Here is a 13,291-nt window from a genome sequence, read left to right as displayed (position 1 = left end):
GCGTGACGGCAGACGCCGCCACGCCAGCCGCTTAGTTGATACGTGGGTGCTGCTCGACCAGGCTCTTGCGCTTGGCTTCCAGCTCGGCAATCTCGGCGTCAATCGCTTCGATCTTCTGTTCGATACTGTCGTGGTGCTCCTGCAGCAACTCCTTGGCCTCTTCTATATCAGAGGCGGCCGGTGCGGCGCCGCGCAGGGGGCGGTTGGCGGTTTCCTTCATGGTCAGGCCGGTGATCAGGCCGATCACGGCAAACGCCATCAGGTAGTAGGCCGGCATGTACAGGTCGTCGGTGCTTTCCACCAGCCAGGCCGTGGCGGTAGGGGTGAGACCGGCGATCAGTACCGAGACGTTGAAGGCACTCGCCAGCGCGCTGTAGCGAATATGGGTGGGGAACATGGCCGGCAGGGTCGAGGCCATCACGCCGATGTAGAAGTTCAGCACGACGGCCAGGATCAACAGGCCGCCGAAGATCAGGCCGATCTTGCCGCTGGTGATCAGCATGAACGCTGGAATGGCCAACAACAGCAGGCCGATGCTACCGGCGATGATGAAAGGCTTGCGGCCAATCTTGTCGCTGATAAAGCCAATGAATGGCTGTACGAACAGCATGCCGACCATGATCGCGATGATGATCAGCACGCCGCTGTTTTCTTTGTAGTGCAGGTTGTGCGACAGGTAGCTGGGCATGTAGGTGAGCAGCATGTAGTAGGTCACGTTGGTGGCCGCGACGATACCGATGCAGGTCAGCAGGCTGCGCCAGTGCTTGGTGGCGACCTCCTTGAACGACACTTTGGGGCCGTGGGTCAGGCCCTGGCGATCACCTTGCTCGAGTTTGTCCATGTGCTGCTGGAAGGCCGGGGTTTCTTCCAGCGCATGGCGCAGGTACAGGCCGATGATGCCCAGGGGCAGGGCGAGGAAGAACGGCAGGCGCCAGCCCCAGGCTTCGAACTGTTCCTCGCCCAGCACGCTGGAAATCAACACCACCACGCCCGCGCCGAGCACGAAGCCGGCGATGGAGCCGAAGTCCAGCCAACTGCCGAGGAACCCGCGCTTGCGGTCCGGGGCATATTCGGCGACGAAGATCGAGGCGCCGGTGTATTCGCCGCCCACCGAAAACCCCTGGGCCATCTTGCAGAGCAGCAACAGGATCGGTGCCCAGATGCCAATGGAGGCGTAACCTGGGATCAAGCCGATGGCAAAGGTACTCAGGGACATGATCACGATGGTGGCGGCGAGGACTTTCTGCCGCCCGTATTTGTCGCCCAATGCGCCGAAGAACAGGCCGCCCAGGGGGCGGATCAGGAAGGGGACGGAGAAGGTAGCCAGTGCGGCGATCATTTGTACGCTGGGCGAGGCGTCGGGGAAGAACACTTTGCCCAGTACATAGGCGACGAAACCGTAGACGCCGAAGTCGAACCACTCCATGGCGTTACCCAGGGCCGCGGCGGTGATTGCCTTGCGCACCTTGGTATCGTCGACGATGGTGATGTCTTTCAATCCGATGGGTTTGACGCTTTTCTTGCGTAATTTCATGCGGGCCACTCTAAATCTGAACAGGGGAGGTGCCATCGTTGCGATGGCACCGCTCTGTCAGTTCAGATACAAGCGCATACGAAATAATTCACCACTGATTGTTTTTTTTTGCAGTGGGGATGGCCAGGCGTGCTCTTCGCGGAGTAATCAGCAGCGTCATCCTACAACCGTGCCTGCCCGATTCTTCCTATCCCTGCGAGGGCCTCAACAAAGCTGAATCTTTCAGATTGACAGCGCTCGGGCTGCTCGATATAAAAGTCATATGTTGTACGACGACATATGACGTTACGTGTGTCTTACTAAAAACAATAAAAAGTGATGCCATGAACTTGAACGAGCCCCTCAACGCCCAGCGCGTGGGCCAGGCGGTAGGCAACTATCGCTGGACCATCTGCGCGATGCTGTTCTTCGCGACTACCGTCAACTACCTCGACCGCCAGGTGCTCAGCCTGCTGGCGCCACAACTGTCGACGCAATTTGGCTGGAGCAATACCGACTACGCCAACATTGCTGCGGTGTTCCAGTTCGTCTATGCGATTTCCATGTTGTTTGCCGGGCGGTTCGTCGACAGGATCGGCACCAAGGCGGCGTATGTCGTGGCGATCGGCATCTGGTCCACCGGCGCAATCATGCATGCGTTCGCGGTGCCGATGGGCGAGGGGATTGCGGCGGTCAGCGGAGCCATTGGTCTTGCGGTGATCCCGGTGTCGATTGCCGGCTTCATGCTGTCCCGCGCCGTCCTGGCCATTGGCGAAGCAGGTAACTTCCCCATCGCGATCAAGGCCACCGCCGAGTACTTCCCGAAGAAAGAACGCTCCCTGGCCACCGGCATCTTCAACTCGGGGGCCAACGTGGGGGCGATCCTGGCGCCGATCTGCGTGCCGTTGATTGCCGGGCTGTGGGGGTGGGAAGCGGCGTTCATCGTCATCGGCATGCTGGGGTTTGTGTGGGTGGCTGTGTGGGGCGTGCTTTACCAGAAACCGGAGGAGCAGAAGCGCCTTTCGGCCGAAGAACTGGCCTACATCCGCAGTGACCAGACCCTACAACCCTTTACCCCTGCACCTGCCGGCGCGCCGCAGAAAAAAGTCTCCTGGTTCAAGTTGCTGACCTATCGCCAGACCTGGGCATTCGCTTTTGGCAAGTTCATGACCGACGGAGTGTGGTGGTTCTTTCTGTTCTGGCTGCCGACTTACCTGTCGGCGCAGTACGGCATGAAAGGCGCGGATATCGTGATGCCGCTGGCGGTGCTGTACAGCATGACCATGGTCGGCAGTATCGGCGGCGGCTGGTTCCCCAGTTACTTCATGGCGCGGGGCGATGCACCTTACGACGGCCGGATGAAAGCCATGCTGGTGATCGCACTGTTCCCGCTGGTGGTGTTGCTGGCGCAGCCTTTGGGTTACCTGAGCTTCTGGGTGCCGGTGCTGCTGATCGGTATCGGCGCCTCGGCGCACCAGGCGTGGTCGTGCAATATCTTCACCACCGTGTCCGACATGTTCCCGCAGAAAACCGTGGCGTCCGTGGTGGGGATCGGCGGCATGGCCGGCGGTCTGGGCGGCGTGGTCATGACCAAGATCGGCGGCTGGGTGTTCGACTACTACAAGTCCGTCAATGATATTCACACCGGCTACATGATCATGTTTGCGATCTGTGCGCTGGCGTACCTGGTGGCGTGGAGCGTGATGAAAGCGCTGGTGCCACGCCACAAGGAAATCACCGATCTATAAGCGGTGCGGGGCTTGGGTGACCAGGCCCCGATCTACAGATCACGCGCCCAGGTCTGGCTGACCAGGGGCTTTCCGAAGCTTTGGGTGGGTTCTTCTTCGATCAACTCGAAACCGGCTTTCTGGTAGAGCTTGCAGGCGTCGGTCAGCGCACTCATGGTCCAGAGCACCATGCGTTGGTAGCCGGCATGCCGGGCAAAGCGCAGGCATTCGTCCGCCAGGCGCTGGCCGATGCCCATGCCCCGCGCACTGGCGTCCACGTAGAGCATGCGCAGTTTGGCCGTGGTCTCGTCATGACGTATCACGAATACCGAGCCCACCACCTCGCCATCCTTTTCCGCGATCCAGCAGCGCTCGCAACTGGGGTCAAATTCGCGCAGGTACTTGGCGACAATTTCCGCCACCAAGGCTTCGAATTCCCAGTTCCAGTGGTACTCACGGGCATACAACGCCGCTTGTTGTTGCACTACCAAGCCCATGTCGCCGGGTTGCGGGTCGCGCAGCAGGTAGCTCGGTGCGCGACCTTGCAGCAGCGTCTGGATGCGCTGCATGGCTGCGGTCAGTTGCTGTTGTTGCAGTTCGGGCAGGCCTTGCAGCAAGGCGATGACTTCCAGCTGGGTTTTCTGTTCCAAGGGCGCGAGCACGGAGCGGCCAAGGTCGCTGAGATGCAGTTGCACCGCACGCGCATCAGTAACCGAGCGCACTTTCTCGACCAGGCCCTTCTTCTCGAATCCTTTGATCAGCCGGCTCAGGTAACCGGCATCCAGGCCCAGCATCTGGCACAGGTCGGCGCTGGTCAGATCGCCACGCGACGACAGCTCGTACATCACACGGATTTCGGTCAGGGAGAAGTCGCTTTGCAGCAGGTGTTCCTGCAGCACACCGATCTGGTGTGTATAGAAACGATTGAAACCACGGATGATGCCGGCGCGTTCGGAAAGGGTGGTGGACATGATGGTGCTCAAATAGTTGCCTGAGGCAACAATATGGTTGCCTCAGGCAAGTATGTCAAACCCTTTGCCTACGGGTTGCGCGTCACCCGCCAAACGGTGTTGGCCAAGTCATCGGCGATGATCAGCGCACCTTTCGGGTCCACCGTCACGCCCACCGGGCGCCCCCGGGTCTTGCCGTCGTCGCCGCGAAAGCCGGTGGCGAAGTCGACAGGTTCGCCGGCTGGCTTGCCGTTGATGAACGGCACGAAGATCACCTTGTAGCCCACCGGGTTGTCGCGGTTCCAACTACCGTGTTCGCCGACGAACACGCCGTCGGCGAACTTCTCACCCATTGCGGGGATGGAGAAATCCACACCCAACGCCGCAACGTGGGAGCCCAGGCTGTAATCGGGTTTGATCGCCGCTGCCACTTTCGCCGGGTTCTGCGGCTGTGCGCGGCTGTCGACGTTCTGGCCCCAGTAGCTGTAGGGCCACCCGTAGAAGGCACCCTCGCGCACCGAAGTCAGGTAATCCGGCACCAGGTCGGGGCCGAGTTCATCGCGCTCGTTGACCACCGTCCACAGTTGGCCGGTGCCCGGCTGCACCTTCAGCGCCGTCGGGTTGCGCAGGCCGGTGGCATAGGGTTTGTGCGCGCCGGTGGCGGCATCGATCTGCCAGACCATCGCCCGGTCGATCTCCACTTCCATGCCACGCTCGGTAATGTTGCTGTTGGAGCCGATGCCCACGTAGAGCTGGCGCCCGTCGGCGCTCACGGCCAGGGACTTAGTCCAGTGGTGGTTGATCTGCGCCGGCAGGTCAGTGACTTTGACGGGTGGCGCGCTGGCTTTGGTCTGGCCATCGGTGTAGTCAAAGCGCACCAGCGCGTCCTGGTTGGCCACGTAGAGTTTGCCGTCGGCGAAGGCCAGGCCATAGGGGGCGTTGAGATTGTCGGCAAACACGGTTTTCAGCTCATAAGTGCCGTCACCGTCGGTATCGCGCAACAGGGTTAGGCGGTTGCCGCCTTTGACCTGAGTATTGCCCTGGGCCTTGATCACACTGGCAATCACGTCTTTGGGCTTGAGCTTGGCCGCGCTGCCGCCACGGCCTTCGGCGACCAGAATGTCGCCGTTGGGCAGTACCAGGGTTTGACGCGGGATGGCCAGGCCGGTGGCGATGGCGGTGACACTGTAGCCTTCGGGCACTTTGGGTTTTTGCGAACCCCAGGGCGTGGGTTCGGCAATTTTCATGCTCGGCAACAGGCTGCTTTGCTGCTCCGGCAGCTTGGGGTCAGGGCCGCGAGATTGCGGGCTGTCGGCTTCGCCGCCACAAGCACTGAGCAACAGCGCTGCGCTTAACAGGGTCAGGGTGTGGGCAGTCTTCATTGGGCACCTCCCGAGCGCAGGCCGGTCCAGGTGGCGACCAGCGTCAGCAGCGTCACGATCACCGACAGGACCAGCCCGGCAGGCATGGCGGCGTAGGCGTCTTTGGCGTGCTGGAACGCGTTGATCAGGCCCAGCACCCAGGTTGCCACGAGCAATAGCACGTAGACGGTCGGTTGCCCGGCTTTGTGTTCGGCACGCAGCAGGTTGATCAGTGCGCACAACAGCGCAAGACCACAAAACACCAGCGCGCCGGCGATCAGCCATGAGGCGAAGTTGGCCCATTGAATCTGGTAGGTCTGGGTGTAGGCGATATCACTGAGCAGGGCACCCAGAAACAACGGCACGGTACCGGCGAGCAGCGTCGTGTGCAGCGGCCCGGGGGCGTAGCGATAGGCGGGTAGGGTGGTCATGGGATGGCGGCTCCTTGTTATACAACGCCCCTGGAATCGGGGCAGCGCATAGGAAAGGAGCCCTGCGTTTGTCAGATAGTTCAGTGTATTTCGTATCGAAAGAATGACGGCACAGTGCCCGCGCTAGGACTTGAAGCGCCCGACCAGCCCGTTCAGTTCTGCCGACAGGTTCGACAACCGCCCCGAATCATCCTGCGCCGAGTGGGCCAGGGTCTCGACTAAACGTGCCTCGTCATAGATCTGCTGGATATGCCGGTTGATCTCCTCCGCCACGCTGTGTTGCTCTTCGGCGGCGGCGGAAATCTGCAGGTTCTGGTCGCGGATCTCATTGACCGACAATTGAATGCCTTCAAAGCTGTCGCGCGCGCTCTCGATGGACGACACACTGGCCCGGGACAGGTCCAGGCAACTGCTCATCTTTTGCGTGACTTCCTCGGTCTTGCTGCCAAGGGTGCCGAGCAGGCTTTCTATCTCGCCGGTGGAGTCGGACGTGCGCTTGGCCAGCGCGCGTACTTCATCCGCCACCACCGCAAACCCCCGGCCTTGATCACCGGCCCGGGCGGCTTCGATGGCGGCGTTGAGGGCCAGCAGGTTGGTCTGTTCGGCAATGGCGCGGATGGTGCCGAGGATCTGGTTGATGCTGCGGCTGCCGGCTTCGAGTTCGACCATCGCCTGGGACGACTCGGTCAAGCGGCGACCCAGACGGTTGACGTTATCGGTGGTCACCTCGATCTGCTGCTTGCCTTCGGCCACCCGGCGATGGCCGTTCTCGGCGGATTCCGCCGCGCCACTGCATGAACGTGCGACTTCGTTGGCCGTGGCAACCATTTCGTTGAACGCCGTGGACACCAACTCCACGGCTTCACGCTGGCGCCCGGCCGCTTCGTTCATGTTGTGCGCCACTTCGCTGTTGACCTTGGACGCGTCGTGCAAGTTGGTCGAGGCCGCACCGATATGCTGGATCAGTTGCCGGATCGCGGCGAGAAACTTGTTGAACCAGCCGGCCAGCTCGGCGGTTTCATCCTTGCCCTGCACAAGCAACTCATGGCGCAGGTCACCTTCGCCCTGGGCGATCGACTGCAAGCCGGTGCTGACCTGGCCAATGGGCTTGACGATCACCTTGGAAAACGCCGCGGCAATCAGCCCGAAGATCAGCACCAGCACCGCCACGATCACGGCGGTCAGGTAGGTCATGCGCGTGGCGGCTGCCATCACTTCGTTGTATTCGATCAACCCCACATAACGCCAGCCGAGGCCCGGGGAGGTCCAGACGTTGGCCATGTAACGCACACCGTCGATCACCACCTCGGTGGAGCCCTGGGGCGTATCGGCCAGCTGCGCATAAGGGGCACCGAGGTCCTTGAGCGGCTTGAAGTTGTGCGCCGCATTGCGTGGGTCGACCAGCACCACGCCGTCCTCGATCAGCATCACATAGCCGCTTTCACCCAGCTTGATGCTCTTGAGCAATTCGGTGAGGTTCTTCAGCGACACACTGACCACGAACACTCCCTTGGGCTTGCCGGTGTTATCCAGCAACGCCCGTGCGGTGCCCACCAGGGCGACGTCATCTTTGTCGTAATAGTAAGCCGGGGTGCGCACGGTCTTGCCGGGGCTGGCCATCGCCGCCTTGTACCAGGGGCGAGCGCGCGGATCGTATTTGGCCAGTTGCGGGTCATCCGGCCATTTGGCGTAGGTGCCGTCTTCCAGGCCGATGGACAGGATCGCCGCCGACGGATGCGTCGAACCGAAACGCGCAAACTGCTCAATCACCTGCTGGGCCTGCGCCGGCATCGGCTGGCTGGGGGCATTGGCGGACTGGTAGTCTTTCAGAGTGTTCACGGAAGTGTATACAGGATCGGCAGCCATTTGATCGACGTTCTGCACCGTGCCATCGAAGAACTGCCGAATGTTGCCGTCGATCTGGCGGATCTCACGGGTGCTGCCATCAATGAACTGCTCGACCGCCTGAGTGCGCGTATTCATCACGGAGATCACCGCAACCAGGCTTACCGGGATAAAAGCGACGGATACGAAAGCAAGCACCAGCTTATTTTTTATTTTCATCGGGACGACCATCAGCGGGGAGGGCGGCCAAATCACCCTTCCCCAAACTGTGGGTAGGCGATTTGATATCACTGTCTGTTTCGGCTCGATGTGGATAAAGCTTTAGCGGTATTTTGTGTACAACAAGGAATAATTTTGTTCTGAAAAATCGCTTCGATAAGCGCTGTGCAAAGCAGCGATGCACCGATGCACTTGCGTCCGACTCCGACCGACCTTGTCAGCAGCGAGCCAATAACTGAGTCGTCTCGGCGATCCTGGCGTAATCCATCGCCAGGTTACTCAGCGACAGAGCATGCACGTCCTCGGCCGGCCAGAGGTGGCCGCGCAAGTGCAGCCAACGCTCCAGGCCGGTTGCAGTGAAGGCATCGGGAACGTTTTTTTCCACGACATGCTCATGTTGGAGCGGTGCCAGCGCGGCCTGGAATTCGCAGCCCGACTGGCCGGGCCAGAACACCGAGCCAGGGCTGCGGGAAATATGCCGGACATGCACGACGGGGCGCCGGGACTGCCGCCACGCGCTGAGCAGGTGCTGTATGTGCAATTCGGCGTGCGGGTTATTGCGTCGCCCAAGCTTGGCGTCATTCATGCCCTGTTGCATGTCGATGATCATCAATGCCGCGTTTGTCGCTAACGGTTCCATGGCATATCCCTTCAATGGAGTGGAGCGAAACATATCAGCGATTGCGCAAATCCAGACAGGGATTTGTTCGAAAGCACCCGGCATTGTCTTTACACTGCGATCGCCATCCCGAGTTGAGATCCTATGCCTGCCCACATCCGCTTCGCGCATCGAGAGGACGCGCCTTTGTTACCCGCCATTGAGCGGTCTGCTGCCCAGGTGTTCCGTGAGATCGACGGGTTGGGCGGGTTGGCGGACAGCGCCACCCTGACGGTCGAGCGTCATCAGCAACTGATCGCTTTATCGACCTGTTGGGTGGTGGTCGACGCCAACGATCAGCTTCAAGGCTTCCTCAGCGCAGAACCCCAGGATGGCGTTTTACATATCCATGAGATGTCAGTTGCGCAAGCCGTCCAGGGCCAGGGCTGGGGGCGCAAGCTGCTGGAGACCGCCAAGGACTATGCCCAATCAAATGCATTGCGTGCGGTGACGCTGACCACGTTCAAGCACGTGCCGTGGAACGCTCCGTTCTACACACGACTGGGGTTCAAACCCGAAACGGACCCGCGTCTGGCGCAAATCCTGGCGGATGAATATGCCCACGGGTTTGAGCCTGGCAGCCGCTGCGCGATGTCGTGGAGCATCAGCCTTGGTTGAGCGTATTCACATAAGCATGAAACATGTCCGCCATGCCGTCCGCGTAAACCGCAATCGCTGCCGGCGTACGCGGGCTGCCTGAAAAGTCCTTGCCCACCGAACTGAGGGTCGTGAGGATCAGGTCGCACGCCAGGGCGCGGGATTCGTCGCGTACCTCGGGCAGCAGTTCCAGCATGAAACGCTGGAACGCCTGGCGACCTGCCGCGCGCACTTGCACGGCTTCAGGCGCATCCCGATACAGTGGCGCTGCGTCGTGCAGAGCCCCGCGCATCTGCGCTTCCTCGCACTCGGAGTGGATGAAGGCATGCACCAGGGTCCGTAGACGCGTCAGTGGTGGCTCGTCGGCAGCGTCGAGGATGTCACACAGCATTTGCGTGGTCTGTTGCCACTCATCACTTTGCAGTCGAAACAGAATCGACGCCTTGTTGGGAAAGTACTGATACACCGAGCCCACACTCACACCGGCTTTTTCCGCCACCCGCGCGGTGGTGAAACGGGTGGCACCTTCTTTGGCCAAAACCTGAGTAGCGGCCTGCAGGATGGCCGCCACCAGTTCGGTGGAACGGGCCTGTTGCGGTTGCTTGCGCGAGGAAATACGCGGGGTCTGGCGGGTGGTCATGGAGAGCTCCGGCTGCTGGGCCAATGCGAATAGCGAAGACGATGAATCACTCGCATACTTTTAATGCGACGAATTAGTCGCATCCTAGCCCCAACCTGACGGAAAGCAACCATGACGACCCTGACCACCGCGCCATTGGCGCCGCTGATCGAACGCCTCTACACCCAAGCCAGTGCGGCCACCAGCCCGATCATCGACAGCGTCTCCCGCGAAGAGCGCGACCGCCTGATGCACAGTAAAACCGAATACCTGGCGCTCTACACAATGCTCAAGGACCTGTGGCTGCCGGTCTCCCGCGACACCGGCAACCTGCTTTACATGCTCGCCCGCAGCAGCCGGGCACGGGCCATCGTCGAGTTCGGCACCTCGTTCGGCCTGTCCACGCTGTTCCTGGCTGCCGCCTTGCGCGACAACGGCGGCGGAGTGCTGGTCGGCAGCGAATTCGAAGCGTCGAAGATCGCCCTGGCACGCGAGCATTTCATCGAAGGCGGGGTGAGCGACCTGATCGAAATCCGTGAAGGCGATGCGCTGGTCACCCTGGCCACCGGGCTGCCGGAAACCGTCGACCTGTTGCTGCTCGATGGCGCCAAGTCGTTGTATGGCGATGTGCTGGGCCTGGTGGAAAAACACCTGCGGCCCGGTGCCCTGGTGGTGGCCGACAATACTGACTATTGCCCGGAGTACCTGGCGCATGTGCGTTCGGCGGATAACGGGTACCTGTCCGTGCCCTTTGCCGATGACATTGAGCTCTCGATCCGCCTGCGCTGATACTCCGCGCTGGCTGAACGCCAGCCGCACGGCCCGAAGATCATCCCGGTGGTGGGGTCCATCCACCGGCTTGGCCCACCGATCAGCAGTTGATTGGCAAAACCCTAAAACTTCCCGGCGAAAATCCTCATAATAGCGGCCATTTTGTTTAGCTCGTTATTCTGGTGTGCCCGCATGGAAATTAAGGTCAACTTTCTCGACAACCTTCGGCTTGAAGCCAAGTTCGATGACTTCACGGTGATTGCCGATCAGCCGATCCGCTACAAAGGCGACGGTTCGGCACCGGGGCCATTCGATTACTTCCTGGCTTCGTCAGCGTTGTGCGCGGCGTACTTCGTCAAGCTTTATTGCCAGACGCGCAATATTCCGACTGAGAATATTCGCCTGTCGCAGAACAATATTGTCGACCCGGAAAACCGCTACAACCAGATCTTCAAGATCCAGGTCGAGTTGCCGGCGGATATTTCCGACAAGGACCGCCAGGGCATCCTGCGTTCCATCGACCGTTGCACCGTGAAAAAAGTCGTACAGGCCGGCCCTGAATTCGTCATCGAAGAAGTGGACAACCTCGATGCCGATGCCCAGGCGTTGCTGATGCCCAGCTCCACTTCCTCGACCGGCACCTACATTGCGGGCAAGGACCTGCCGCTGGAACAGACCATTGCCAACATGTCCGGCATTCTGGCCGGCCTGGGCATGAAGATTGAAATCGCCTCGTGGCGCAATATCGTGCCTAACGTGTGGTCGTTGCATATCCGCGACGCGCATTCGCCGATGTGCTTCACCAACGGCAAGGGTGCGACCAAAGAGGGCGCCTTGGCATCGGCGTTGGGCGAGTTCATCGAGCGGCTCAACTGCAACTTCTTCTACAACGATCAGTTCTGGGGTGAGGAACTGGCCAACGCGCCCTTCGTGCATTACCCGGATGAGCGCTGGTTCCAGCCGGGCCCCAAGGATGAGCTGCCGCCGGAAATCCTCGACGCCTACTGCCTGAAGATCTACAACCGCGATGGCGAGCTGCGCGGTTCGCATCTGTTCGACACCAACTCGGGGAATGAAGAACGCGGCATTGTTTCGCTGCCTTTCGTACGCCAGTCCGACGGTGAAGTGGTGTACTTTCCGTCCAACTTGATCGAAAACCTCTACCTCAGCAACGGCATGAGCGCGGGCAACACCTTGGCTGAAGCGCAGGTTCAGTGCCTGTCGGAAATCTTCGAGCGGGCGGTGAAGCGCGAAATCATTGAAGGCGAATTTGCGTTGCCAGACGTGCCTGTCGAGGTACTGGCCAAATACCCGAGCATTCTGGCGGGTATTCAAGGCCTGGAAGCCCAAGGCTTCCCGGTATTGGTCAAGGACGCGTCCTTGGGCGGTGAATTCCCAGTGATGTGTGTGACCTTGATGAACCCCCGCACCGGTGGCGTATTCGCCTCGTTCGGCGCGCACCCCAGCCTGGAAGTGGCGCTGGAACGCAGCCTGACCGAACTGCTGCAGGGCCGTAGCTTCGAGGGCTTGAACGACCTGCCGCAGCCAACGTTCGAAGGCCACGCAGTGACCGAGCCGAACAACTTCGTCGAGCACTTCATCGATTCCAGTGGCGTGGTTTCGTGGCGCTTCTTCAGTGCTAAGTCGGATTATGAATTCGTCGAGTGGGACTTCTCGGGCCATGGCGAAGACTCCAACGCCCAGGAAGCCGCGACCCTGTTCGGGATTCTCGAAGGCATGGGCAAAGAGTCCTATATGGCGGTGTACGAACACCTCGGTGCCACCGCGTGCCGCATCCTGGTGCCGGACTACTCGGAAATCTACCCGGTGGACGACCTGATCTGGGACAACACCAACAAGGCGCTATTTTTCCGCGAGGACATCCTCAACCTGCACCGTCTCAGCGATGACGAGCTGAAGGCCCTGGCCGAGCGCCTGGTGGAAAGCGAACTGGATGACTACACCGACATCACCACCTTGATCGGCATCGAGTTCGACGACAACACCGCGTGGGGGCAACTGACCATCCTGGAGTTGAAACTGCTGATTTATCTCGCCTTGCAGCAATATGAAGAGGCGAAAGAGTGCGTGGAGATGTTCTTGCAGTACAACGACAACACCGTCGACCGCGGGCTGTTTTACCAGGGGGTGAATGCGGTGCTGGAGATGCATCTGGATGAAGACCTGGAGCTGGAGGACTACGAGGCCAACTTCCGCCGGATGTTCGGCAATGAGCGTATGGACGCAGTGATTGGCTCGGTCAACGGCACGTTGCGGTTCTACGGCTTGACGCCGACCAGCATGAAGCTGGAAGGGTTGGACCGGCATCTGCGCTTGATCGACAGCTACAAGAAACTGCACGCGGCGCGGGCCAACATCACCTCAGCCTGACGCCTTGTAGTGAGCGGGCTTGTCCTAATGCCAGTCAGTTAAGGCTTAACGCGGTCATTGTGGGAGGGGCGGTGCGACGATTCGACTTGCTCCCGATAGGCCGCGCAGCGGCCTCAATAATGGGCCTGCTACGCAGTCCATCGGGAGCAAGCCCCCTCCCACAGGTTATCCATCGTCTGCTCTATCGCTTAACTGACAGTCATTAGGGC

Annotated in this window: 11 protein-coding genes and 1 pseudogene; 4 read left to right on the top strand and 8 right to left on the bottom strand. The window is 60.4% G+C overall.

Features of this window, described 5'->3' with window-relative positions; all coding sequences use genetic code 11:
- Nucleotides 1-31: 31 nt before the first annotated feature.
- Complete coding sequence (proP, locus tag JBE38_RS06925; protein ID WP_060752680.1) at nucleotides 32-1,534, bottom strand: glycine betaine/L-proline transporter ProP; 1,503 nt, start codon at nucleotides 1,532-1,534, stop codon at nucleotides 32-34.
- A 323-nt stretch (nucleotides 1,535-1,857) separates the two neighbouring features.
- Here proP and JBE38_RS06920 point away from each other — a divergent pair, with 323 nt between their 5' ends.
- Nucleotides 1,858-3,261 (top strand): MFS transporter, encoded by a 1,404-nt coding sequence (locus JBE38_RS06920; protein ID WP_060752681.1) that lies wholly within the window; start codon nucleotides 1,858-1,860, stop codon nucleotides 3,259-3,261.
- Nucleotides 3,262-3,293: 32 nt separating this feature from the next.
- Here JBE38_RS06920 and JBE38_RS06915 read toward each other — a convergent pair whose 3' ends face one another.
- From JBE38_RS06915 to JBE38_RS06895, 6 genes and pseudogenes are all read right to left on the bottom strand, one after another.
- Complete coding sequence (locus tag JBE38_RS06915; protein WP_205343966.1) at nucleotides 3,294-4,211, bottom strand: bifunctional helix-turn-helix transcriptional regulator/GNAT family N-acetyltransferase; 918 nt, start codon at nucleotides 4,209-4,211, stop codon at nucleotides 3,294-3,296.
- Between the two features lie 68 nt (nucleotides 4,212-4,279).
- A complete protein-coding gene (locus tag JBE38_RS06910) occupies nucleotides 4,280-5,572 on the bottom strand; it encodes a PQQ-dependent sugar dehydrogenase (protein ID WP_205343965.1) in 1,293 nt (430 codons plus the stop codon).
- Nucleotides 5,569-5,982 carry a DUF2231 domain-containing protein gene (locus JBE38_RS06905; RefSeq protein WP_205343964.1) on the bottom strand — a complete coding sequence of 138 codons (414 nt, stop codon included), beginning with the start codon at nucleotides 5,980-5,982 and terminating at the stop codon, nucleotides 5,569-5,571. The genes JBE38_RS06910 and JBE38_RS06905 overlap by 4 nt, the downstream gene beginning before the upstream one ends.
- Before the next feature lie 123 nt (nucleotides 5,983-6,105).
- Nucleotides 6,106-6,810 (bottom strand): methyl-accepting chemotaxis protein, encoded by a 705-nt coding sequence (locus tag JBE38_RS27970; RefSeq protein WP_446731244.1) that lies wholly within the window; start codon nucleotides 6,808-6,810, stop codon nucleotides 6,106-6,108.
- 198 nt (nucleotides 6,811-7,008) lie between these two features.
- Nucleotides 7,009-7,965 (bottom strand): annotated as a pseudogene (locus JBE38_RS27965) (cache domain-containing protein); the annotation flags it as partial.
- A gap of 298 nt (nucleotides 7,966-8,263) precedes the next feature.
- A complete protein-coding gene (locus JBE38_RS06895; RefSeq protein ID WP_205343963.1) occupies nucleotides 8,264-8,686 on the bottom strand; it encodes an isochorismatase family protein in 423 nt (140 codons plus the stop codon).
- A gap of 123 nt (nucleotides 8,687-8,809) precedes the next feature.
- Between JBE38_RS06895 and JBE38_RS06890 the strand changes: the two genes are divergently transcribed.
- Complete coding sequence (locus JBE38_RS06890; protein ID WP_090370768.1) at nucleotides 8,810-9,322, top strand: GNAT family N-acetyltransferase; 513 nt, start codon at nucleotides 8,810-8,812, stop codon at nucleotides 9,320-9,322.
- Here the strand turns inward: JBE38_RS06890 and JBE38_RS06885 are convergent.
- Nucleotides 9,309-9,941 carry a TetR family transcriptional regulator gene (locus JBE38_RS06885; RefSeq protein WP_090370770.1) on the bottom strand — a complete coding sequence of 211 codons (633 nt, stop codon included), beginning with the start codon at nucleotides 9,939-9,941 and terminating at the stop codon, nucleotides 9,309-9,311. The genes JBE38_RS06890 and JBE38_RS06885 overlap by 14 nt on opposite strands.
- A 111-nt stretch (nucleotides 9,942-10,052) precedes the next feature.
- Between JBE38_RS06885 and JBE38_RS06880 the strand changes: the two genes are divergently transcribed.
- Nucleotides 10,053-10,709, top strand: coding sequence for an O-methyltransferase (locus JBE38_RS06880; RefSeq protein ID WP_090370772.1), 657 nt, complete (start codon nucleotides 10,053-10,055; stop codon nucleotides 10,707-10,709).
- Nucleotides 10,710-10,883: 174 nt separating this feature from the next.
- Nucleotides 10,884-13,082 carry an OsmC domain/YcaO domain-containing protein gene (locus tag JBE38_RS06875; RefSeq protein ID WP_205343962.1) on the top strand — a complete coding sequence of 733 codons (2,199 nt, stop codon included), beginning with the start codon at nucleotides 10,884-10,886 and terminating at the stop codon, nucleotides 13,080-13,082.
- Nucleotides 13,083-13,291 lie beyond the last annotated feature (209 nt).

This window comes from Pseudomonas sp. ICBG1301 (assembly GCF_016918385.1).
GTDB classification, from domain to species: domain Bacteria; phylum Pseudomonadota; class Gammaproteobacteria; order Pseudomonadales; family Pseudomonadaceae; genus Aquipseudomonas; species Aquipseudomonas palleroniana.
This window is presented reverse-complemented; position numbering and strand designations above follow the sequence as displayed.

Coding starts and splice junctions, on each gene's coding strand:
- proP (WP_060752680.1), bottom strand. CDS start 1,534: ATGAAATTACGCAAGAAAAGCGTCAAACCCATCGGATTGAAAGACATC.
- JBE38_RS06920 (WP_060752681.1), top strand. CDS start 1,858: ATGAACTTGAACGAGCCCCTCAACGCCCAGCGCGTGGGCCAGGCGGTA.
- JBE38_RS06915 (WP_205343966.1), bottom strand. CDS start 4,211: ATGTCCACCACCCTTTCCGAACGCGCCGGCATCATCCGTGGTTTCAAT.
- JBE38_RS06910 (WP_205343965.1), bottom strand. CDS start 5,572: ATGAAGACTGCCCACACCCTGACCCTGTTAAGCGCAGCGCTGTTGCTC.
- JBE38_RS06905 (WP_205343964.1), bottom strand. CDS start 5,982: ATGACCACCCTACCCGCCTATCGCTACGCCCCCGGGCCGCTGCACACG.
- JBE38_RS27970 (WP_446731244.1), bottom strand. CDS start 6,810: ATGGTTGCCACGGCCAACGAAGTCGCACGTTCATGCAGTGGCGCGGCG.
- JBE38_RS06895 (WP_205343963.1), bottom strand. CDS start 8,686: ATGGAACCGTTAGCGACAAACGCGGCATTGATGATCATCGACATGCAA.
- JBE38_RS06890 (WP_090370768.1), top strand. CDS start 8,810: ATGCCTGCCCACATCCGCTTCGCGCATCGAGAGGACGCGCCTTTGTTA.
- JBE38_RS06885 (WP_090370770.1), bottom strand. CDS start 9,941: ATGACCACCCGCCAGACCCCGCGTATTTCCTCGCGCAAGCAACCGCAA.
- JBE38_RS06880 (WP_090370772.1), top strand. CDS start 10,053: ATGACGACCCTGACCACCGCGCCATTGGCGCCGCTGATCGAACGCCTC.
- JBE38_RS06875 (WP_205343962.1), top strand. CDS start 10,884: ATGGAAATTAAGGTCAACTTTCTCGACAACCTTCGGCTTGAAGCCAAG.